Here is a 21018-nt window from a genome sequence, read left to right as displayed (position 1 = left end):
ACAACCGCGCAGCACCGGCGAAAGCGATGCGCCGTCCGGATGCACGGTCCGGCAACGTCGCGCCGCCGCCGCCCCGGCGTGGCACCCCGGCCGACTCGGGCTGAACGCGTCCTCCTACGCGCGCGGGCCCGCCGCCTCGCCGAGCATCGCGGCGTGAACACCGCCGATTGGCCAGAAACGCTGTGGATCGTCCGGCATGGGCAAAGTGCCGGCAACGTGGCGCGCGACGCCGCCGAATCCGGCGGCCTGCCGGTGATCGACCTGGCGTGGCGCGACATCGACGTGCCCCTGTCCGACCTGGGGCACGAGCAGGCGCGCGCGCTCGGCGGCTGGTTCGCGCAGATGCCGGAGCACCAGGCGCCGCAGGTCATCCTGTGCTCGCCGTACGAGCGTGCGCGCCAGACCGCCGCCTCCGTGGCCGAGGCACTCGTCGCCCAGCGCCGTGCGGACGGCAGCGACGGCGTTGCGCTGCGCCTGGACGAGCGGCTGCGCGAGAAGGAGTTCGGCATCCTCGACCGGCTGACCAAGGTGGGCATCCGCCAGCAGCATCCGGCTCTGGACGAACAGCGCCAGCATGTCGGCAAGTTCTATTTCCGGCCCCCGGGCGGCGAGAGCTGGTGCGACGTCATCCTGCGCCTGCGCAGCCTGCTGGAGATGATCACCCGCGAATACGCGCAGCGGCGCGTACTGGTGGTGGCGCACCAGGTCATCGTCAACTGCATGCGCTACCTGCTCGAGCATCTGGACGAGCGCCGCATATTGGAGATCGACCGCCAAGGCGACGTGCCCAACTGCGCGGTCACGTCGTACCAGGGCGCGCAGGCACGGCAGGCGGCCTCGCCGCTGGACACCGCCCTGGAGCCCGACCTGGTGAACTTCGTCGCACCCCTGCTCCAGACGCACACGCCCGTCACCCGAGCACCGGACGAGCCAGCCGGCGCCAAGCCCTGAGGCCGGCACGCCGGAACCGCGCACGCATGCCCGCCGCCACCGCCCACCGTGCCTTCGCCCTGACCCGCACAACGCTGCGCCGCTGGCCCCTTCCGCCGATCGACGCCGACGGCGACAAGGAAGTGCGCGGCCACGTGCTGGTCGTCGGCGGCAGCGGCGAGATTCCCGGCGCCGCCGTGCTCGCCGCCACCGCGGCGCTGCGCGCGGGGGCCGGCAAGCTCACCCTGGCGGTGCCGCGGCGCGTGGCCGTTGCGGTGGCTGTCGCCATGCCGGAGGCGCGGGTCATCCCGCTGCCCGACGACCCAGCGCGCGGCGCGCGCGTGCCGGCCGGCGTGAAGGAAGCCGCGCGCGCCGCCGACGCCGTGCTGGCCGGCCCGGGCATGCAAAGCGAAGCCGGCACGATCGCGCTGGTGCGGCAGCTTCTGCCATGCTGCACCGGGGCGACAGTGGTCCTGGATGCGCTGGCCATGTCGGCGTTGGCGGTCGCGCCGCACCTCGCCACCGCCTGCGCCGGCGTGGTGCTCACGCCGCATGCGGGCGAAATGGCACACCTGAGCGGACGCAGCAAGGCGCTGGTCTGCGCCGACCCGGAGGCATTCGCGCGCTCGGCCGCTCTGCGCTGGCAGGCATGCGTTGCGCTCAAGGGCGCGCGCACCTTTCTCGGCGCGCCCGATGGATCGATGCTTCACTTCGACGGCGGCGACCCGGGACTGGCGACCTCGGGCTCCGGCGACACGCTCGCCGGCCTCGTCGCGGGACTGGCGGCGCGCGGGCTGCCCGCGCTGCATGCAGCGGCCTGGGGCATCTGGGTGCATGCGGCGTCGGGGGCCGCGGTGCAACGGCGCCTCGGCTGCCGGGTGGGATTTCTGGCACGCGAACTGTGCGACGAATTTCCGCGCGTGATCCGCGGCGTCGCTGCCGGCCGCCACGGCTAGCGGCGCACGGCGCCTGCGGCCGCCTTGCCTGCACAATCGCGCCATGCAACGCTTCACCATCTCGCTGGACGACGAGCTGGCCCGCCAGTTCGACGGATTCATCGCGCACAAGGGCTACGTGAACCGGTCGGAGGCCGTGCGCGACCTCATCCGTGCGCGCCTGGGCGGCGCGACGCAGGACAGCGGCGCGGACGCGGCCCGCGCAAGATGGTGCGTGGCCAACCTCAGCTATGTCTATGACCACCATGACCAGACGGTGGCCGTGCGCGTGCTGGACCTGCAGCATCAGCATCACGACCTCGTCGTCGCCTCGATGCGCACGCACCTGGACCATCATCACTGCCTTGAAACCGCGGTGCTGCGTGGCCCGGCTAAGCCGGTCCGCGCACTGGCCGACCAGCTGATCGCGCTCAAGGGCGTTCGCCACGGTCAGGTGCACATGGTGCTGCTCGAAGCCGATCGCAGGTCGCATCGCCACGAGGGCGGCGCCGGCACGCACATCCACCTGAGCCCGCGCAACTGAAGGGGTCCGCCGGGTTGCCCCGGCGGACCCCTGCTACCTAAGTACAGGCCGGAATGCGTCTTGCGTGGGCCTTGCGTAAGAACAATTGCAATATTCTCTTACGCATGAAACTCGCTCTCAACGCCTGTGCCGCGGTGGCCCTTCTGCCCGGCACCGGCATCGTCGCCCACGCCCAATCGACCCATCTGCCCGAGATCGAGGTGCGCGGACCGCGCGACGCCACGATCGGCACCGCTGACAGCGCCAGCGAGGGGGCGGCAGAACGCGAGTCCTTCCAGACGCGGCCCAAGCTGCGTCCCGGCGACATCGTCGAGGCGGTGCCCGGCGTGGTGGCCACGCAGCATTCGGGCGATGGCAAGGCCAACCAGTATTTCCTGCGTGGCTTCAACCTCGACCACGGCACCGACTTCGCCATGACCGTCAGCGGCATGCCTGTCAACATGCCATCGCACGGCCATGGCCAGGGCTATGCCGACCTGAACTTCCTGATTCCCGAGCTGGTCTCGGGCGTGCGCTATCGCAAGGGGCCGTACTTCGTCGACAACGGCGACTTTTCCCTCGCCGGCAGCGCCAGCATGGACTACGTGAGCGCGATCGATGCGCCCTTTGCCGAGCTGACCCTCGGCGGCGACGGCTACCGCCGCCTGCTCGCCGCCGGCTCGCGGACCGTGCAGGACCAGACCTGGATGGGCGCGCTGGAGCTGCAGGGCAACGACGGCCCCTGGGACGTGCCGGAGGATCTGCGCAAGGCCAATGCCGTGCTGCGCTACTCGCAGGGCAGCCAGGTGCGCGGCTTCAGCTTGACCGGCATGGCCTACAAGAGCGACTGGAACGCCACCGACCAGATTCCGCAGCGCCTGGTCGATTCGGGCGACCTCGGCCGCTACGGCTCGCTGGACCCGACGGACGGGGGCAGCACGCGGCGGCTCAGCCTGTCGGGCCAGTGGTTCGACAACTCGCCCGAGGGCCAGACGCAGGTCAGTGCCTACGCCATCGACTACCAATTCGACCTGTTCTCGAACTTCACCTACTTCCTGAACGATCCGGACGCGGGCGACCAGTTCGAGCAGACCGACCGGCGCCGCATCTTCGGCGCGCAGGCCGCGCGTTCGCTGCCCAACCGCCTGGCCGGCATGGACGGCGTGCTGAGCTTCGGCGCGCAGTGGCGCGGCGACCGCATCGGCAGCGTTGGCCTCTACGATACGCGGGCACGCGAGCGCGACCGGACGGTGCGCGACGACCGGGTGTCGCAGGACCTCGTCTCGGCTTACGGCCAGCAGTTGCTCAACTTCAGCGACCGCTGGCGCGGCTACTTCGGCCTGCGCGGCGACATGCTGCGCTACGACGTCGAGGGCCGCGAACCGGTGTATGGGCCGGGCAACAGCGGCAGCGGACACGACGCGCTGGTCAGCCCGAAGGCCGGACTGGCATTCACCGTGACGCCGGCGAACGAGCTGTACCTGAACGCCGGCAGCGGGTACCACAGCAACGACGTGCGCGGCGCCACCATCAGCGTCGATCCGCAAAGCGGGCTGCCAGCCGACCGGGTGCCGGCGCTCGTGAAGGGGCACGGCGGCGAAGCGGGATGGCGCTTCGCGCCTGGCGAACAGCTCAGCCTGACCACCGCGCTGTGGATGCTCAACCTCGATTCGGAACTGGTCTACGTCGGCGACGCCGGCACCACCGAGCCGGGCCGGCCCAGCCAGCGCCGCGGCGTCGAGACCAGCCTGCGCTGGACACCGTCATCGACGTGGCGTTTCGAGTTCGACGGCGCTCTGTCCCGCGCCCGCTTTCGCGGCCCGGCGCCGGAGGGCGAAGGCGACTACGTCGACAACGCGATCGAGACCGCCGTGTCGGCCGGCGTGGTGTGGACGCATGGCCCGCTGATGGCGACGCTGCGGCTGCGCTACATGGGCCCGCGTGCGCTCGACACCACGAACAGCGTGCGCTCCAGCGCGACCACGCTGCTCAACTTCGGCTCGCGTTACGCGGTCAACCGCCACCTCACCCTTGGCGTGGACGTGTTCAACCTGGCCGGCAGCAAGGGCAACGACATCGAGTACTACTACGCGTCGTGCACCGCTGGGGAAGTGGCCAGTGGCGCCTGCGGCGCCGGCATCGACGATCGCCACATCCATCCGATGGAGCCGCGCACGGTACGGGTCAGCGCGCGCTGGGCGTTCTGACCGCGGCCGGCGCGCGCGAAGTGCGCGGCGCGCCGTCGACGCCCACCTGCGGTACCTGCACCACATCGACCTCGGCGATCGGCGGCAGCGGCACCTCGCCCGTCATCTCCGGGGGCTCGCTGTCATCCAGCCACGCGTCGATCAGCGTGTACGAGACCGCCAGCATCACCGGCCCGACGAACACACCCACCAGGCCGAAGGCGAACAGGCCGCCGATGACGCCGGCGAAGATGAGCAGCAGCGGCAGGTCGGCGCCGCGCTTGATGAGCCAGGGCCGCAGGAAGTTGTCCATAGTGCCGACGATGAGCGTCCACACCGCCAGGAAGATGCCCCAGCCGGTGGCACCGCTCCAGAACACCCAGATGGTGGCCGGCAGCAGCACCAGCGTGGGCCCGACCTGGATGATGCACAGCATGAACATGACGGCGGTGAGCAGCGCCGCCAGCGGCACGCCGGCAACCGCCAGCCCGATGCCGCCGATCACCGCCTGGATCAGCGCCGTCAGCCCCACGCCCAGCGCCACGCCGCGGATGGCCTTGCCGGCCAGCACCACAGCCTCCTGTCCGCGCTCGCCGCCGACCCGCCAGCCAAAGCGCTGCACCACGCGCGCGCCGGTCTCGCCGTTGAGGTACATCACGCCGGCGATGACGACCGTGAGCAGGATCTGCACCGTGAGCGCGCCGACGACACCGGCCTGCGACAGCACCCACGTCGTGACCTCGCTCAGGTAAGGTGTGACGCGGGTCTGAAGGCCGGCCATGCCGGAAGCGACCAGGTCGTCCCAGGTGGTGCCGAGCTTTTCGCCGATGAACGGCAGGTTGCGCAGCCAGTCCGGCAGGTGCGGCGGCCCCTGGTCGATCAGCGAGCGGACCCAGGCGTAGGCCACGTCGGCATGCTCGGCCACGGTGGAGATGGCCAACGTCAGCGGCAACGCGAACAGCAGCAGCAGGATCAGCACCATGGCCGCGACCGCCAGGCCCCGGCTGCCCCACAGGCGCGACTGCAGCCACAGCAGCGCCGGCCAGCTGGCCACAACGACCATCGCGGCCCAGATGGTGGCGCCCAGGAAAGGCCGCAGGATCCACAGCGCCGAGCCGATCAGCAGCACGATGCACAGCACGCCGAAGGTGATCTTGGCCAGGTCGGTGCGGTAATTCGTCATCTCGTCGGGCTCTCCTCAATTGCCCGACATCCTAGCCCAGGGGACGCGACGGATGGCGGCTGGCGGGCGGCCCCTATCGCACCCCCGATCAGCCGATGTGCAGCGCCACCTCAGGCGATCCGGCGCGGCCTGGGCCTGCGCACCAGCGCCAGCATCGCCGCGCCCGCGAGCGCGCTGCCCAGCGAACATGCCGCGAACGGGGCCACGGCGCTGCCGAACTGGTTGATCGCGAACACGGCCGCCGCGCCCGCCCCCATCTGGCAGAAGCCTGCCAGCGCCGCCGCCGCGCCCGCGGCATGCGCGGCGACGCCGACAGCGCCGTTGAGCGCCAGCGGCAGGCAGACCCCGCTGGCGAGCGCATAGAGAAGCATCGGGCCGAGCAGCCGCGGCACCGACAGCGTGCCGGCAAGCGCCAGCACGACGCCCAATCCGGCGGCGGCAACCAGGCTGGCCAGCAGCAGCGCGCCGTCAGCGCCGAAGCGACGGGCCGCAGCCGGCGTGGCCAGCCCCCCGCCCACCACCGCCGCGCCGAGCAACAGCTGACAGGCACCGTAGCCCGCCGGGCTTGCGCCCAGCCGGCCGATGAGCAGCGCCGGCGCGATCGAGATGAACGCCATGAACCCGACGCCGAGGAGCGCCAGGTTGGCCGCATAGGCCACATAGGCCGGACAGCGCAGCAGCGCTGCCTGGCCTCGCAGCGTCCCACGCAGGTTGGATCCCGTGCGCCGTGCCGGCGGCAGCGTCTCGGCGAAACAAAGCCACAGCCAGACCCACAAGACGGCGCCATACACGGCGCAGGCCAGGAACACCGTGCGCCAGCCCCATGCGCCAATGAGCATGCCGCCCAGCAGCGGAGCCAGCGCAGGCATGACGGCCACGGCCAGCGTGACGCGGGACATCGCGCGCAGCGCATCCGGCCCGAGATGGGCATCGCGCACTGCAGCGCGCGGCACGACCAGCGCTGCGCAGCCGCCCAGGGCCTGCAGCACGCGGGCGACCATCAGAACGCCGAAATCCGGCGCAAGCGCAGCCCAGATGCTCGCCGACACGAACAGCCCGGTGGCGCACAGCAGCACCGGGCGCCGCCCGAAGCGGTCGGACAGCGGACCGAGCAGCAGTTGGGCCAGCGCATAGGTGAGCAGGTACAGCGACAGCGTCAGCTGCACGGCCGACTGCGGCGCTTCGAAGGCGGCGCCGATGGCCGGCAGCGCCGGCACGATGACGTTGAGGCCCAGTGGCGCGATCGCGGTGGCGCAGAACAGCAGCAGCAGCGAGGACGCGGGCGCGGCGGCCACGTTCGCACCCGGCCCTTGTCAGCCGAGCGCAGCCCGGGTGCCGAGCCAGTGGCCCAGGCTGGTCGCGCCGCCGGCCACGGCTCGCCGCGCAGCCGACAGGAATCGACCGCTGCGAATGAACCCGTGCGGCACGCCGTCGTGCACTTGCAGCCGCACCGGCACGCCCGCAGCCTGCAGGCGCTGCTGCAGCGCATTCGAATCATCGAGCAGCGGGTCGAGGCTGGCGGCATGCAGGTCGACGGGTGGCAAGCCTTCCATGCGTGCCAGCAGCGGCGCGGCGCGCCAGTCGCGCCGCTGCGCTTCCTGCGCAAGATAGTGATCGCGGATCCAGTCGAGCTGCGCAGCCGACAAGCCGAAGCGGCCGTCACCGAGCCGCTGCCACGAATCGGCGGTGGTGTCCCACGAGTACACGCCGTAGTACAGGAGCAGCCCCCGCAGCGGCGTCTCGCCGGCATCGCGTAGCGCGCATGCCGCGGCCAGCGCCAGGTTGGCGCCTGCGGAATCGCCGGCGGCCGCCAGCCGATCGCCGTCCACACCGTATTCGGCCCCACGCGCGGCAAAGTGACGGACGACGGCCACCGCCTCCTCGAACTGGACGGGAAAGCGCGCTTCGGGCGACGGGCTGTATTGCACGTCGACGGCTGCCGCGCCGCTGTCGCGCACCAGTTCGCGCATCATGGCGTCCCACTCGTCGATGCGCCCGAGGGCGAAGCCGCCGCCATGGAAATAGACGACCGCAGGCACCGGCGAGACCGCGCCATCCGGCAGGTGCACGCGGCAGAGCACGGGCCCGTGCGGGCCAGGCACCTGAACCTGCGCCTCGCGCTGCAGGGGCACGCTGCCTTCCGACAGGAACGCGCCGATGGCGTCGTAGGCAGCGCGCGACTGCGCCACGGGCGCCGCCTCCAGCAGCGGCGCGGCCAGTCCGCGCTCGCGCAGCGCCGCGCCCATGGCCGGCACTTCGGGGTCGACCCAGGGCGGCGGCGGCGCGCTCACACCGTCACGCCCATGAACTCGGTGCCGATCTTCTGGTACCTGTGGATCACGTCCATGCCGAACCGTTCGACCATCATCTTGCTGTCCTCCGGGCCGACGGCGATGTCGTTGAAGTCCTCGTCTCCCTTGCCGGTGATCAGCACCAGCAGCAGTGCGTCGTCGTCACCGACGTTGGTGAAGTCGCGGCACACGCCCGGCGGCACCGCGATCATGTCGAACGGCTGCAGGAAGGTCTCGTGCTCGCCCTGGTCGCCCCAGCGGATCCGGAAACGCCCGGTCAGGCACATGAACGTCTCGTGCGTCTTGAAGTGCGCATGCAGCAGCGGCTTGTCGCCCGGGGGGCAGCGGGCGATGATCACCGACAGGCCCTTCTCGCCGTCGATGGCCGGCTTCTGCGCCATCGGCCCGCCCTGGCTGGCCGGCGCCATCAGCAGGTACAGCGTCTTTGCGGCCATCAGTTCGTAGGCTTCGCGCGGGATGCCGGTCTCGCTCTGGTACATGGCGCTTTGCGGCTGCAACTGGTCGAAGCGCGCGATGCGCGATTCCATCTGCTCGGGGGTGACCGAGATCGTCCTCATCGGGATGTTCATGCAAGTGCCTCCTGTTTCAGCGGATGAATGCCGTGGCCATCCACGGCATGGCGATCACCATCAGCGCCACCGCCAGCATGACGGCCGCGAACGGCAAGGTGCCCATGAAGATGTCGTGCAGCGAGATGCTGCTGTCGTTGATCGAGGCCTTGACGATGAACACGGCCATGCCGAACGGCGGCGTGAGCAGTCCGATCTCGACCACGATGACCGTGATCACGCCCAGCCACACGACGTCGACCTGGAAGGCCTGGAACACGGGCAGGAACAGCGGCACGCAGATCAGCAGGATCGACGCCGAATCCATCAGCGTGCCCAGGATGAGCAGCACCACCAGGTAGACCGCCATCAGCGCGACGAAGCCGAGCCCGGCCTCCTGGATCGCCTGCGCCAGGTACATCGGCAGGCCGGACACCGCGAGCATGCGCGAGTAGACGTTGGCCGCGATAATCAGCAGGATCAGCGACGCGGTGACGTGGCCGGTTTCGGTGAGCAGCCGCCAGAACCCGCGGGCCGACAGCCGCTTCTTGGCCAGCGCGATCGCCAGCGCGCCGAGCGCACCCACGGCGCCCGACTCGGTGGCGGTGAACACGCCCCCGTACAGGCCGCCGAGCACCAGCACGATCAGCAGCAGGATCGGCAGCAGCATGCCGGCCATTTGTCGCTTGCCCAGCGGCGCGAAGGCCGCCGAGGCCTCGTTGCGGCCGAACAGCGCCGGATGGCGGCGCGCCCGCAGCCAGATCATGGCCGCGTACGCCACCGCCAGCACGATGCCCGGGATGATGCCGGCCAGGAACAGGTCGCCCACCGACGTGTTGGTCACCAGTCCGTAGATGATGAACAGCACGCTCGGCGGGATCAGCATGCCCAGCACCGAACTGCCGGCCACGACGCCCACCGCGAAGCGCTTGTCGTAGCCGTAGCGGATCATCTCGGGCACCGCCAGCTTGCTGAAAACCGTGGCGGCCGCCACGCTCACGCCGGTGATCGCGGCGAAGATCGCATTGGCCATGACGGTGGCGATGCCCAGGTTGCCGGGCAGCTTGCGGAACGCCTGGTGCGCCACCGCGAAGCTGTCCTTGCCCAGGTCCGCGATCATCACCAGCAGCCCCATCAGCACGAAGAGCGGGATGACGCCGAACACGTACGCCTCGATCGAGTCGGTGGCGGCGAACGCGAGCATGGTGCCGGCCAACTCGACGTTGTCTCGGATCAGCCATATGCCCACGAAGGACACGATGATCATCACGACCGGCACATGCATGCCGCTGTAGACCAGCAGCACCAGGAACAGGATCGACCACAGGCCTATCGCGGTGCCGCTCACTTGCGCTCTCCCCAGACTGCCTCCAGGTGCCGCCAGGCCAGCAGCAGGAACTGCAACAGCACCGCCGCGCAGCCGACGATCATGATGGCCCGCACCGGCCACTTGGGCAGCGAGAACACCGCGGGGTTGCCGTACGTGTCGCCACTGGCGATGGCGCGCTGCAGGAACGGCACCGTGGCATACAGGATCACGCTGAAAGTCAGCGCACCGAGCAGGTGGAACAGCGCCTGCAGCGCGTGGTAGCCACGCGGCAGGCGCGCCTGTAGCAGCCGAAGCAGCGCATCGGCCTGGATGATGCGCCCCGCTCGCAGCGTGTCGGCAAACTGCAGGAACACGATGGCCGCGATGGACGCGATCACCATCTCGGTGACGCCCGTGAGGGGTTTGCCGAACAGGAAGCGGCCGAACACGTCGACGTTGATCACCACCATGATGAAGCCGATCAGCACCGTGCCGGCCGCGTTCAGCGCGGCGCACAGCCAGCCCAGAAGGCGGTCGGGCAGCCCGGGCTGCACCGCCGGCTGCGCCGACGCGGCGGCGGCATCGAGATCGAGTTGCGCCATGCCGGATCAGGGCCTGGTCCAGTCGCGCGCCGGCTGCGCGCCGGCCTTGCGCAGGTTCTCGACGTAGGTGCGCAGCACTTCGCGCGCCGGCAGGCCCTTGGCCTCGAGCGGTGCGGCCCAGCGCTCGGCGATGTTGGGCAGCGTGTTGGCCCACTTGACGCGTTCGTCGGCGCTCAGCGCCGTAATGGCCGCGTCGTGCTTGCGCATGGTCTCGAAGGCGGCGTCCGTCTCGCGCTCGATGCGCGCCACCATCGCCTCCTGGTGGGCGTCGGCCGCACGCTGGATGGCCTGCCGGACCTCGGCCGGCAGCCGGTCCCAGCTCGCCTTGTTGAACACGATGTCGAAGGCGTTGATGGCGCCGAAGCCCGTGCGCACGATCTGCGGGGCCACCTCGTACATCTTGCCTGCGGCCGACAGCAGCGCCGAGTTGATGGCCGCGTCGTAGACGCCGGTCTTCATGTCGTTGTAGGCCGTGCCCATGGTGGCGGCCACCGGCGATGCGCCGGTGCCTTCCAGCCACAGCGTGTTCGACGCTGCCGCGGCCACCTTCATGCCCTTCACGTCGGTGACGCTGGCGACCGGCCTGCGCGAAATCAACAGGTAGCTGTCGAAGGAATAGCTGGTCAGGTAGACCAGGTTGAGATTCGACCAGGACTTCTGCATCGCCGGCATCGTCTTCTGCATGTCGTGCAGGACCTTGGTCGCGAGGCGCGGGTCGTCGGTGGCGAACGGCGCGGCCGACACCACGTTCTGCAGCGGCAGCCGCGCCGGCTCGAACAGGTGCACCACGTGCCCCATGTCGGCCAGCCCCGTCGAGACCGCGTCCAGCATGTTCGGCATGGTGGCGAGCGTGCCGCCGACCGCCACGTTCCACTCCACCCTGTGCTTGGACCCGGCCTTCTCCAGTTCCTTGTTCACGCCGGGCAGGAAGGTCTTGACCTGCTCGTCGGTCCAGGCGAAGGCCGCCGGGTAGCCCGAGGCGAAGGTGAGCTTGTGGGTGACGGTCTGGGCCTGCGCGGCGCCGTGCGCGACGAGCAGCGCGATGCCGAGCGCACCGCCGAGAAGTCTGAGTTTCACGCTGTCTCCTGATGTTCTGATCGCCGGGGCGGGAACCCCGCACCGACGTTACGCAATGTGTCGCGGTGCCGCAACCACAGCCGCGGCAATGCCGACATTGGTCCGGTCAATGGCCGCCGCCGCGCGCGGGTCCTCGTCCGGTGCGAAGCGAAAGCCGGACACGCCCGCATGCTGGTAGAAACCCGAGTCCTGCACCACCAGGCTGATCATCGTGCGACTGCCGCGGTTGTGGTGCGAATGTGCGGCGCCGGCGGGGGTCACCATCACGCCCAGCGGCGCCCAGTCGATGCGCTGACCGGCCACGAAGGAACTGCAGCTCTCGCCCTGCAGGCTCAGCGTCAGCGCGGCGCCGTTGTGGCAATGGGCGCGCTGGTCACGGCCGGCCTCCAGCGTGTTGATGTTGGCGATGAAAAAGGGCGTGGTCAGGTGCGCTGGCTCCAGCGTGTCGCGGGTGAAGATCACGGCCCGCCCGACCGCCTCCTCGCGGCCTGCCAGCTGGTCGAGCCGGGCCATCTCGCCGGCGATGGCGGCGGCCGTGTAGCGCACCGCGCCAGGCCGGCGCTGCGACAGCGCCCTCACCCCCAGGTAGCGCCACAGCGGTTCGTCCGAGACGGTGAAGACGAGCGAATCGGCGCTCGCCTCGTGGCGCACGCCGCTGGCGGCGGGCAGCACCAGCACGTCGCCGGCCGCCCATGGCACGACCTCGTCGCCGGCCAGCGAGCGGCCGCTGCCGCTGTGCACGTAGTACAGGCGGGACAGTGCCGGCTCGCTCTGCGACAAGGGATCCGCGGCGCGCAGTTGAAGGTAGTGCGCGAGCATGGTCGGCGTCGTGGCCGGGCTGTCCAGGCCCAGCTCGGCCGACCGGTCGAGCGCGAGCGCGCGGCTGCGCACCGGCCACGGACCTTGCACGACCTGCAGCCGCTCGGCCTCGAAGGAACCGCTGGCCGCCCGCGCCTGCAGCGGCTTGAAGTGATTGACGGGGATGTGGAAGCGGGCACGGTCGTCGGCGGGCTCGGCCGTCTGCGCGTCAGGCCGCTGCGCAATGGTGGCCATGCGCTCAGCAGCCCGCGGCGGCGTCCGCGGGGAAGATGCCGGCCTCGACCAGCCGGCGAATGCCCTGCGGCGATATTTCCGCCGCGGGGGCGTTGCCGCCGATCACGCCGAGCAGCAGGCCCTCGGCCTCGCCGTCCGGCGGCGCGACGCATTCGAAACGGCGCTGCACCCCGACCGGGCAAGCGATGAAGTCGAGCGGCTCCAGCACCACGTGGTCGTCGCCGTCCGCGCCCTCCCACTGCACCTTCCAGCGGCCCTTCATGGCCATGAACGTCTCGACAGTGTCGTGCGTGTGCATCAGCACGCCCTTGCCCGGCGCGGCCTGGATGAACGAGATGCCGAAACCGGCCGTCAGGTGCGACACGCGCGCCCGGGCCTTGTCGCCGAATGGCGAGAACCGGCCTTCTCCACTCGGCTGGTCGAACCCCAGCACATTGAGAAAGGCGCGCCGGCATTCGGGCAGCTGCATGTCGGGCAGCCCCTCGTCGCAGCGCGTGAGGTCCGAGAAGCGCGCGACGCAGCGGTGCATCTCCTGCGCGGTGGGGCGGATCGTGGTGATGGCCAACGCAAGTCTCCTTTTACTTATAGTCCCCGGAAGGGAGCGACCATTGCAACACCCCGCGACGACCCCCACAACCAACGGCATGCAATGCCGACATTCACGGCGGGGATGGAGAACTTGCGCATGAGCCGCAATCACATCAGCCTGCTCGTGTGCCTGGACGCATTGCTGAGCGAACGCTCGGTGACCCGCGCCGCGCAGAAGCTGGAGATGAGCCAGCCGGGCATGAGCAACGCGCTGGCGCGCCTGCGCCAGCTGACCGGCGACCCGCTGCTGATCCGCACCCCGCAGGGCTTTCGCCTGACCGAGCGGGCCGAAACGCTGACGGACAAGGTGCGCGCCAGCCTGGCGCTGGTGGATGAGATCTTCGGCAACGAGGCGCCGCTCGATCCGCAGCAGGCGGCCGGCCACGTGTCGATTGCCGCGCCGGATTCGGTCGGCATCGCGGTGATGCCGGCGCTCGCCGGCGCGCTCGCACTGGCCGCGCCGCAGGTACGGCTGGACATCCGGCTGCCCGACGCCGAGCGCCTGCGCGACTGGCTTGTCGAGGGCGAATGCGACATCGCGGTCGGCCACTTCCCGGACCTCGCCTCGGACCTGCGCTGCATGAACCTGTTCACCCAGGGCCTGTCCTGCATACGCGCCCATTCGCAGGGTCCCGCTGATCCGTTGGCACTGCAGGACTACCTGGATGCCACGCACGTTGTGTTCGGCTCGCCGTTCTCGGCGCGCTCGACCATGGAGACGACCATCGACGAGGCGCTGGGCGCGCTGGGCCACGCGCGCCAGCGCATGGTTCGCGTGGCGTCGCTGCCGCCGATTCCCTACATCGTCGCGCGCAGCACGCACATTGCCACGCTACCCACCTGGATGGCCACCCACTATGCCTCGTTCCTGCCGCTGCAGGTGCAGCCGCTGCCTTTCGAGGTCGCCACCGTGCGCTGCAGCATGGTCTGGCACGACCGGACGCACCGGCTCGGCCTGCAGGCTTTCGTGCGCGAGCAGTTGCGCGAGGTCACGCAGGCACTGATGCGCGAGGAGCCGGCGCCCGCGGGCTCCCTGCTGCGCAGCGGCATCGGCACCGGCTAGGCTCCATCGAGGCCATGCGATGCACGGGGCCTGGCAACGCGCCCCCCGCCGCGCACGCATGCCCGGCGCGCCGCTTCAGGCCAGCGCCCGCAACTCCCGCAGCGCCACCGAAAGCATCGCCGCATCCGGCGCCGGCACTGCGCGCAGCTCGGTGACGAGCCGCCCGGCCCGCGCCAGTTCGCGTGCGTGGGCGTCGCGCCAGGTCTGCACCAGCGCCGGGGCGCCGCTGCCGGCGGCGCCGCCGGCCAGGACGGCGCCGGTCATGGCACGCTCGAGGCCGGACAGGTCGTCCTGCATGGCGGCCTTGGCCAGCATCTGCCAGTGCTGGTCGCCCGGCAGGGCGCCGATGCGGTCGCGCAGCCACGCAGTGCCGAGGGTGTTGGCCAGGTCGAAGTAGACGGCGGCCACCAGCTCAACGGGCGCCTGCGCGCTGCCGGCCAGCTCGGCAATGTCGAGCGTGGCGTTGAGCGAATCGAAGGTCGCCACGCGCTCGGCCAGCTCGCGCGGCACGCCGGCGCCGGTGTAGGCCGCCACGGTCGCCTCGTCGCGCGCGCGCTCGTCGGCGTCGAGCAGTTGCGGCAGCCGCGCCGCCAGCGCCTCGACGTTGGGCTTGAAGTGGGCCACGACGTCGGGAATCGGCTCGGCCAGCCGGGGCGAGCGCAGCAGCCACTTGGTGGCCCGCTCCAGTTGCCGGCTGCAGTCGGTCAGCAGCCGTGCCTGCACCGCGTCGTCGACCCGGTTGTCCAGTGCATCGACCGCCTCCCACAGCGCGACCATGCCGAAGATCTCGCGCGCCATGAGGTAGGCGCGAACCACCTCGAACGGACGCGCGCCGGTGGTCTCCACCAGCCGGTGCACGAAGGTGCTGCCGACCCGGTTGAGCGCGCTGTTGGTCACGTGCGTGGCGATGATCTCGCGCCGCAGCGGATGCCGCGACATGTACCCGGCGAAGCGCTCGCGCAGCAGGCTGGGGAAGTAGCGCGACAGTGCGGTGGCCACCCAGGGGTCGTCCGGCAGCGGCGATTCGAGCAGCTCGTCGTACAGCCAGATCTTGCCGTAGGCCAGCAGCACCGCCCGTTCGGGCGTGGTCAGGCCCTGGCCGGCGGCGCGGCGCTCGGCCAGCTGCTCGTCGCCGGGCAGGAACTCGATGGCGCGGTTGAGCCGGCCGGCCTTCTCCAGGAACTGCATGAAGCGTGTCTGCGCGTCCAGCAGCTGCGGCGCGACACGGCCGGTGACCGACAGGATCTGCGTCTGGTAGACGTTGTCGCGCAGCACCAGTTGCGCCACCTCGTCGGTCATCTCCGGCAGGATCGCGTTGCGCTGCTTTTCCGTCAGCTCGCCCTCGGCAATCGGCAGGCCCAGCAGGATCTTGATGTTGACCTCGTGGTCGGAGGTGTCGACGCCGGCCGAGTTGTCGATGGCGTCGGTGTTGATGCGCCCGCCGGCCCGCGCGAACTCGATGCGCCCGAGCTGCGTGCAGCCCAGGTTGCCGCCCTCGCCCAGGACCTGGCAGCGCAGCTCGCGCCCGTTGACGCGAAGGGCGTCGTTGGCCCGGTCGCCCACCTGCGCATGGGTTTCCTCGCTCGCCTTCACGTAGGTGCCGATGCCGCCGTTGTAGAGCAGGTGCACGGGCGCCTTCAGGATGGCGCTGACCAGCGCGGTCGGCGTGAGATGCTCCAGCGCCGCGTCGATGCCCAGTGCCTGTTTGACCTGCGGCGTGAGCGCGATCGACTTGGCGCTGCGCGCGTGGATGCCGCCGCCCTCGGAGATGAGCGATGCGTCGTAGTCGGCCCAGGATGAGCGCGGCAGCCGGAACAGGCGCTCGCGCTCGGCGAAGCTGGCGGCCGCGTCCGGTGTCGGGTCCAGGAAGATGTGCCGGTGGTCGAACGCGGCCACCAGCCGGATGTGGCGCGACAGCAGCATGCCGTTGCCGAACACGTCGCCCGACATGTCTCCGATGCCGGCGACGGTGAAGTCCTGGCTCTGGGTGTCGATGCCCAGCTCGCGGAAATGGCGCTTGACCGACTCCCAGGCGCCGCGCGCGGTGATGCCCATGGCCTTGTGGTCGTAGCCGACCGAGCCGCCGGAGGCGAAGGCGTCGCCCAGCCAGAAGCCGTACTCGGCGCTGATGCCGTTGGCATAGTCGCTGAACGTGGCGGTTCCCTTGTCGGCGGCCACCACCAGGTAGGGGTCGTCCTCGTCGTGCCGGCGCACGTCCGGCGGCGGCACGATGGCGGTGCCGGTGCGGTTGTCGGTGATGTCCAGCAGGCCGCGCAGGTAGTCCTGGTAGCAGGCCACGCCCTCCTTCATCCAGGCCTCGCGGTCGGCCGGCGACGGGGCGCGCTTGAGCACGAACCCACCCTTGGATCCGACCGGCACGATCACCGTGTTCTTGACCATCTGCGCCTTCACCAGGCCCAGCACCTCGGTGCGGAAGTCTTCCGGCCGGTCCGACCAGCGCAGGCCGCCGCGCGCCACCCGGCCACCGCGCAGGTGCACGCCCTCGAAGCGGGTGGAATACACGAAGATCTCGAACATCGGCCGTGGCTCGGGCAGCTCGGGCACCTGGCGCGAGTCGAACTTGAACGACAGGAAGGCACGGCGGCGGCCCTGCGCATCGCGGCGCCAGAAGTTGGTGCGGGTGGTCGCCATGATCAACGCCAGGTAGTGGCGCAGCACGCGGTCCTCGGACAGGTTGGCCACCTGCTCCAGCGCCGTCTCGATGGCCGCCACCTTGGCCTCGATGTCGCCGGCATCCGCCCCGCCGCCGGCGGCAGGATCGAAGCGCAGGACGAACAAGTCCACCAGCTGCTGCGCAATGGCGGCATTGGCCACGAGCGTGGATTCGATGAACGCCTGCGACAGCGCGAACCCCATCTGCCGCATGTACTTGGCGTAGGCGCGCAGCACCACGATGCGGTGCACCGGAATACGCGCGGCCAGCACCAGGCGGTTGAAATCGTCGTTCTCGACACTGCCGTCGAACACGGCAGCGAAAGCCTCCTCGAACACCGGGCGCAACGCGTCCACGTCGAGCTCCGCCTCGCCCAGGCCGCTGCGCAGGCCGAAGTCGTGCACCCACACCGGCGCCTCGCCCGGCGGGGCGATGCGATGCGGATGCTCGTCCAGCACCTTCATGCCCAGGTGCTCCATCATCGGCAGGCTGGTCGACAGCACCAGCGGTGCGCCGCGCACCAGCAGCTTGAAGCGCAACTCGCCGGGCGGCGCCTCCAGCGGCCGGTACAGGTTCATGCCCAGCGGGCGGGCGTCGTCGAGCTGGTCGATCAGCGCAATGTCGTGCACCGCCGCGCGGGCCGGGAATTCGTCTCGGTAGCCGGGCGGGAAGGCGGCGCCGAAGCGGCGCAGCAGCGCATTGCCGCGCGCCTCGCCCTCGGTCTCGATCAGCGCGCTGCGCAGGTCGTCCACCCAGCGCCGGGCCGCAGCCGCGAGCTGCTGCTCGAGCTCGCGCACGTCGAAATCCGGGATCTGGCCGGGGCGGGTGCGCACGGTGATGTGCACCCGCGCGAGGATCGATTCGGAGAAGTGGACGTCGAAGTCGGCGCCCACGCCGTTGAAGGCCTGCAGCAGCAGGGCCTGCCACTTCTGCCGCAGCTCGGTCGTGTAGTTCTCGCGCGGCGCGTAGATCAGGCAGGAGACGAAGCGCTGGTACGGGTCGCGCCTGACGAACAGCCGGAAGCGCTGCCGATCCTCCAGGTGCAGGATGCCCATGGCGGTGGCCAGCAGCTCGTCCGGCCCGGTCTGGAACAGCTCGTCGCGCGGATAGGTGTCGAGCAGGTGCACCAGCGCCTTGCCCGAATGGCTGCCGCGCGCCAGGCCGGCGCGGGCCAGCACGTCCGCCACCTTCTTGCGCAGAAGCGGAATGTCGGCCGGGCTGGCGCTGTAGGCGGTGGAAGTGAAAAGGCCCAGGAACCGGTGCTCGCCGCAGACCTGCCCGGCGGCGTCGAATCGCTTGATGCCGATGTAGTCGAGGTAGCCCGGCCGATGCACGGTCGAGCGGGAGGTCGACTGGGTGACGATGAGCAGCTGCGGCAGCCGCGCCTGCGCCCGCACCTCGCGCGGCAGCGCGGCGAAGCTCGCGCCGGTCTCGCTGGCCGCCGCGCGCAGGATGCCCAGGGCCGACCCCGCCACCGCGCGCAGCCCGTCCTCGCCGTCGGCAGTGGTGACCAGGTCGTGGCTGCGGTAGCCCAGGAACGTGAAGTGGCCGTCGGCCAGCCAGCGCAGGAAGGCGACGTCCTCGGCCAGCTCGTCGGGCGGCACCGGCAACGCACCGTCCTGCACCCCCGCCACGATCTCCAGCACCTTGTCCTGCATCGCCTGCCAGTCGGACACCGATGCGCGCACGTCGCCGAGCACGCGGCGCAGGTCGGCCTCCAGGGCCTGCAGCTGGGCCGGGTCGGCCACGCGATCGACCTCGACGTGGATGAACGACTCGCCGGCCGCGCCCTGCCCGTCCAGTCCCTCGAGCTGGCCAGAAGCGTCACGCCGCACGGCCAGCAGCGGGTGAATGATCAGGTGCAGCGTCAGGCCGTGGCGGTTGACCTCCATGGTCACCGTGTCGACCAGGAACGGCATGTCGTCGTTGACGATCTCGACAATGGTGTGGGTCGATTGCCAACCGTGCTCGGCCACGCTCGGATTGAAGGCGCGCAGCTTGACCCGGCCCGGCTCGCGCTGGCGCGCGAAGCCCCAGTGCGACAGCGCCGCGCCGTACAGGTCGGCCGGCTCGCGGTCGAGCAGGTCCTCCGGGTCGACGTTGCGGAAATAGCGCTGCGCGAACGCCAGCAGTTGCTGCGCACCGTGCGGGTCGGTGACTTTCGAGCGGATGAGCCGCTCGACCTCGTCCAGCCGCTCGCCGGCGCGTGCCGCGCCTGCCGTTTCGGAAACCTGCATGAATATCCTCCTGATGTTCTTGGATTGACCAGCCCGCAAATCTACGCGGGCCGGATGTCGGCCCGGGGTCAGCGGCGTTCCGGCCGCGGGAACTCCCTGCCGCCGCCACTGTGAGAGCCCCGGCGCAGAAAGGCAAGGGCCGCAGCCGGGGCCCGGACGATTCTGCCGGGCCCGGCGGTCAACCCTCGTCGGTCCAGAAGCACCTGGCACCGGCCAGCCGGGCCAGCGCCTTGCGGCAGTCGCGCGCCTGCAGCGGCGCCTGCGCGGCCAGCCAGCCGACGGCGAACCAGGCGCGCGGATCGGTCTCGGCGCGCTCGCGGTACAAGGCGCACGCCACCAGCCGGTCGTTGAACGTGCCCAGCGCGTCCTGCACGGGCAGCAGGCGCTTGGCATAGCGCGCGACCTTCTTCTCGTCGAACAACGGCGTCACGAACTCGCACAGGTAGCGCAGGCGCTTGGCGCGCTTGCGCACCCGATGCTGAAGCAGCGGCGCCAGCGACTCGAAGCGCCGGCCGTCCCGCACGACCTGGCGGTGCAGTTTCTGCAGGCGCTGGCGCAGCAGTTCGCGCACCGCGTGCGCGTCGGCCGCACCTGCGGCATCCGCGTGCCCGCCCGCATCGGCGGCGCCGCAGTGGCTCAGCAGGGCCAACAGCGCGGCCTGGAACGCCGGCGCCCGCACGACCGCTGCGGGGGTGGATGCGCCATCGCCTTCGCGGGCCGGCAGCGACGGGTCCATGGCCGGCGCGCCGGCCCCGTCGAGTGCCGGCTGCAACGCCTGCGCCGCCAGCACCCGGTCGCGCCGCGCGCCCAGCAGGCGGAAAGCCTCGGTCAGCGCCGGCTCGACCGCCGCGGCCGGCAGGCTCGCGGGCGCCAGCGGATCGAGTTCGCGCAAGGCGGTGCGCGTGCGCCGGATGCCGACGCGCAACTGGTGCAGCACCTCCTCGTCCTCGTTGCCAGCGGCCACCTCGCTGGCATTGGGCAGCACCTGCGCCAGCACGCTGGCCAGCACGGCGCGCTGAACCGCCGCGCCGGTGATCGGGCCGGCCCTGCTGCCGTCCAGCCGCACCGGCACGGCGCGCGCCGCCAGCGCCAGCGGCCGCCCGGCCTGCAACGCGCGCACGCGTTCGCCCCGCCCGGCCTTGGTCAGGCTGCTCAGCCACAGGCCGTGGCGCGCACGCCAGCGCTGCGCCGCCGCCACCAGGCCGTCGAACGGGCCATGGAGCAGTTCCAGCTCGAGTTCGCACACCGGGGAGGATCGCCGTGGCCCGGCCGCGCTTTCCGGCGCATAGACCTCGCCGGTGTCGAGCGCCAGCTCGATGGCGGCGCCGCCGACGCGGGTGCGCCGCGCCAGGCGCCAGATGTCGGTGCAGAAGGTCTCGACGAGCGGGCCGTCGGCCTTGGCGAGCACGGCCTCCAGCCGATCGCCGGCAGGCGTGCCGCGGTGGCGCGCAGGATCGGCGACGGGCGGCTGGCCGGCACGGGCCACGCCCAGGTCCACGTTGTGCTCGAGCCGCACCAGCGGGCCGGCCTCGCCCATCGCCTTGAGCGTCTGCACCCAGCGCCGCCCCTCCTTGCGCAGGCGCAGCGCCACATGATGCGCGCCCAGGTCGCCGGCGGCGGTGTCGAAATAGCGTGCGACCAGGTGCGTGCGCGTGGCAGTGGCCGTGCGCAGCTCCTTCTCGAGCGCGGGCAGGCGCTCGGGCGGGATGTCGAACTTGAACTCGATTTCCTTCATGGCGCGCACGTCGATGTCGCAACCGGGCAGTCGGTGCCCGGAGAGCGATGTTGCCATGCCGGC

16 protein-coding genes are annotated in these 21018 nt (G+C 70.9%); 5 read left to right on the top strand and 11 right to left on the bottom strand.

The annotated features are described in order from the left end of the window. Positions 1 to 153 precede the first annotated feature (153 nt). The 4 genes from VES41_RS19205 (at position 154) to VES41_RS19190 (ending at position 4595) form a co-directional block, all read left to right on the top strand. Positions 154 to 951, top strand: a complete 798-nt coding sequence (locus VES41_RS19205) for a histidine phosphatase family protein (protein WP_324820324.1) — start codon at positions 154 to 156, stop codon at positions 949 to 951. A gap of 26 nt (positions 952 to 977) precedes the next feature. Beyond that, positions 978 to 1886, top strand: a complete 909-nt coding sequence (locus VES41_RS19200) for an NAD(P)H-hydrate dehydratase (RefSeq protein ID WP_324820322.1) — start codon at positions 978 to 980, stop codon at positions 1884 to 1886. A 43-nt stretch (positions 1887 to 1929) separates the two neighbouring features. After that, on the top strand, positions 1930 to 2409 hold the full coding sequence (gene nikR, locus VES41_RS19195; RefSeq protein WP_324820320.1) for a nickel-responsive transcriptional regulator NikR: 480 nt from the start codon (positions 1930 to 1932) through the stop codon (positions 2407 to 2409). A 104-nt stretch (positions 2410 to 2513) separates the two neighbouring features. After that, a complete protein-coding gene (locus VES41_RS19190) occupies positions 2514 to 4595 on the top strand; it encodes a TonB-dependent receptor (RefSeq protein WP_324820318.1) in 2082 nt (693 codons plus the stop codon). Here VES41_RS19190 and ydiK read toward each other — a convergent pair. The 9 genes from ydiK to VES41_RS19145 all read right to left on the bottom strand — a co-directional run bounded on the left by ydiK (position 4573) and on the right by VES41_RS19145 (position 13223). Continuing rightward, entirely contained in the window at positions 4573 to 5757 is a 1185-nt protein-coding gene (gene ydiK / locus VES41_RS19185; RefSeq protein WP_324820316.1) for an AI-2E family transporter YdiK, read from the bottom strand. The genes VES41_RS19190 and ydiK overlap by 23 nt on opposite strands. A gap of 110 nt (positions 5758 to 5867) precedes the next feature. Beyond that, entirely contained in the window at positions 5868 to 7052 is a 1185-nt protein-coding gene (locus VES41_RS19180; protein WP_324820314.1) for a Bcr/CflA family efflux MFS transporter, read from the bottom strand. An 18-nt stretch (positions 7053 to 7070) separates the two neighbouring features. After that, complete coding sequence (locus VES41_RS19175; protein WP_324820312.1) at positions 7071 to 8048, bottom strand: alpha/beta hydrolase fold domain-containing protein; 978 nt, start codon at positions 8046 to 8048, stop codon at positions 7071 to 7073. Further along, positions 8045 to 8638 (bottom strand): cupin domain-containing protein, encoded by a 594-nt coding sequence (locus VES41_RS19170; protein WP_324820309.1) that lies wholly within the window; start codon positions 8636 to 8638, stop codon positions 8045 to 8047. The genes VES41_RS19175 and VES41_RS19170 overlap by 4 nt, the downstream gene beginning before the upstream one ends. Before the next feature lie 16 nt (positions 8639 to 8654). Further along, complete coding sequence (locus tag VES41_RS19165; RefSeq protein WP_324820308.1) at positions 8655 to 9965, bottom strand: TRAP transporter large permease; 1311 nt, start codon at positions 9963 to 9965, stop codon at positions 8655 to 8657. Further along, positions 9962 to 10528 (bottom strand): TRAP transporter small permease, encoded by a 567-nt coding sequence (locus VES41_RS19160; RefSeq protein ID WP_324820306.1) that lies wholly within the window; start codon positions 10526 to 10528, stop codon positions 9962 to 9964. The genes VES41_RS19165 and VES41_RS19160 overlap by 4 nt, the downstream gene beginning before the upstream one ends. Before the next feature lie 6 nt (positions 10529 to 10534). After that, positions 10535 to 11605 carry a C4-dicarboxylate TRAP transporter substrate-binding protein gene (locus tag VES41_RS19155; protein WP_324820304.1) on the bottom strand — a complete coding sequence of 357 codons (1071 nt, stop codon included), beginning with the start codon at positions 11603 to 11605 and terminating at the stop codon, positions 10535 to 10537. A 48-nt stretch (positions 11606 to 11653) separates the two neighbouring features. Further along, the gene (locus tag VES41_RS19150; RefSeq protein ID WP_324820302.1) at positions 11654 to 12658 is read right to left on the bottom strand and encodes a hypothetical protein; all 1005 of its coding nucleotides are present in this window, start codon (positions 12656 to 12658) and stop codon (positions 11654 to 11656) included. 4 nt (positions 12659 to 12662) lie between these two features. After that, positions 12663 to 13223, bottom strand: coding sequence for a cupin domain-containing protein (locus VES41_RS19145; protein WP_324820300.1), 561 nt, complete (start codon positions 13221 to 13223; stop codon positions 12663 to 12665). 120 nt (positions 13224 to 13343) lie between these two features. Between VES41_RS19145 and VES41_RS19140 the strand changes: the two genes are divergently transcribed. After that, positions 13344 to 14309, top strand: coding sequence for a LysR family transcriptional regulator (locus VES41_RS19140; protein ID WP_324820298.1), 966 nt, complete (start codon positions 13344 to 13346; stop codon positions 14307 to 14309). Between the two features lie 75 nt (positions 14310 to 14384). Here VES41_RS19140 and VES41_RS19135 read toward each other — a convergent pair whose 3' ends face one another. Together VES41_RS19135 and VES41_RS19130 are read right to left on the bottom strand one after the other, a co-directional pair. Next, positions 14385 to 19220, bottom strand: coding sequence for an NAD-glutamate dehydrogenase (locus tag VES41_RS19135; protein ID WP_324820296.1), 4836 nt, complete (start codon positions 19218 to 19220; stop codon positions 14385 to 14387). Between the two features lie 178 nt (positions 19221 to 19398). Next, a complete protein-coding gene (locus VES41_RS19130) occupies positions 19399 to 21012 on the bottom strand; it encodes a CYTH and CHAD domain-containing protein (protein WP_324820295.1) in 1614 nt (537 codons plus the stop codon). Between the last annotated feature and the right edge of the window lie 6 nt (positions 21013 to 21018).

Source organism: Variovorax sp., assembly GCF_035634955.1.
In the GTDB taxonomy this organism is placed as follows: domain Bacteria; phylum Pseudomonadota; class Gammaproteobacteria; order Burkholderiales; family Burkholderiaceae_C; genus Variovorax.
Note: the sequence above shows the minus strand (reverse complement) of the source record. Positions and strands in the feature narration are given on the sequence as shown.

What these genes read in the sequence shown, in the direction of transcription:
- VES41_RS19200 (WP_324820322.1), top strand. Translation starts at nt 978, where the DNA reads ATGCCCGCCGCCACCGCCCACCGTGCCTTCGCCCTGACCCGCACAACG.
- nikR (WP_324820320.1), top strand. Translation starts at nt 1,930, where the DNA reads ATGCAACGCTTCACCATCTCGCTGGACGACGAGCTGGCCCGCCAGTTC.
- VES41_RS19190 (WP_324820318.1), top strand. Translation starts at nt 2,514, where the DNA reads ATGAAACTCGCTCTCAACGCCTGTGCCGCGGTGGCCCTTCTGCCCGGC.
- ydiK (WP_324820316.1), bottom strand. Translation starts at nt 5,757, where the DNA reads ATGACGAATTACCGCACCGACCTGGCCAAGATCACCTTCGGCGTGCTG.
- VES41_RS19170 (WP_324820309.1), bottom strand. Translation starts at nt 8,638, where the DNA reads ATGAACATCCCGATGAGGACGATCTCGGTCACCCCCGAGCAGATGGAA.
- VES41_RS19160 (WP_324820306.1), bottom strand. Translation starts at nt 10,528, where the DNA reads ATGGCGCAACTCGATCTCGATGCCGCCGCCGCGTCGGCGCAGCCGGCG.
- VES41_RS19150 (WP_324820302.1), bottom strand. Translation starts at nt 12,658, where the DNA reads ATGGCCACCATTGCGCAGCGGCCTGACGCGCAGACGGCCGAGCCCGCC.
- VES41_RS19140 (WP_324820298.1), top strand. Translation starts at nt 13,344, where the DNA reads ATGAGCCGCAATCACATCAGCCTGCTCGTGTGCCTGGACGCATTGCTG.
- VES41_RS19135 (WP_324820296.1), bottom strand. Translation starts at nt 19,220, where the DNA reads ATGCAGGTTTCCGAAACGGCAGGCGCGGCACGCGCCGGCGAGCGGCTG.
- VES41_RS19130 (WP_324820295.1), bottom strand. Translation starts at nt 21,012, where the DNA reads ATGGCAACATCGCTCTCCGGGCACCGACTGCCCGGTTGCGACATCGAC.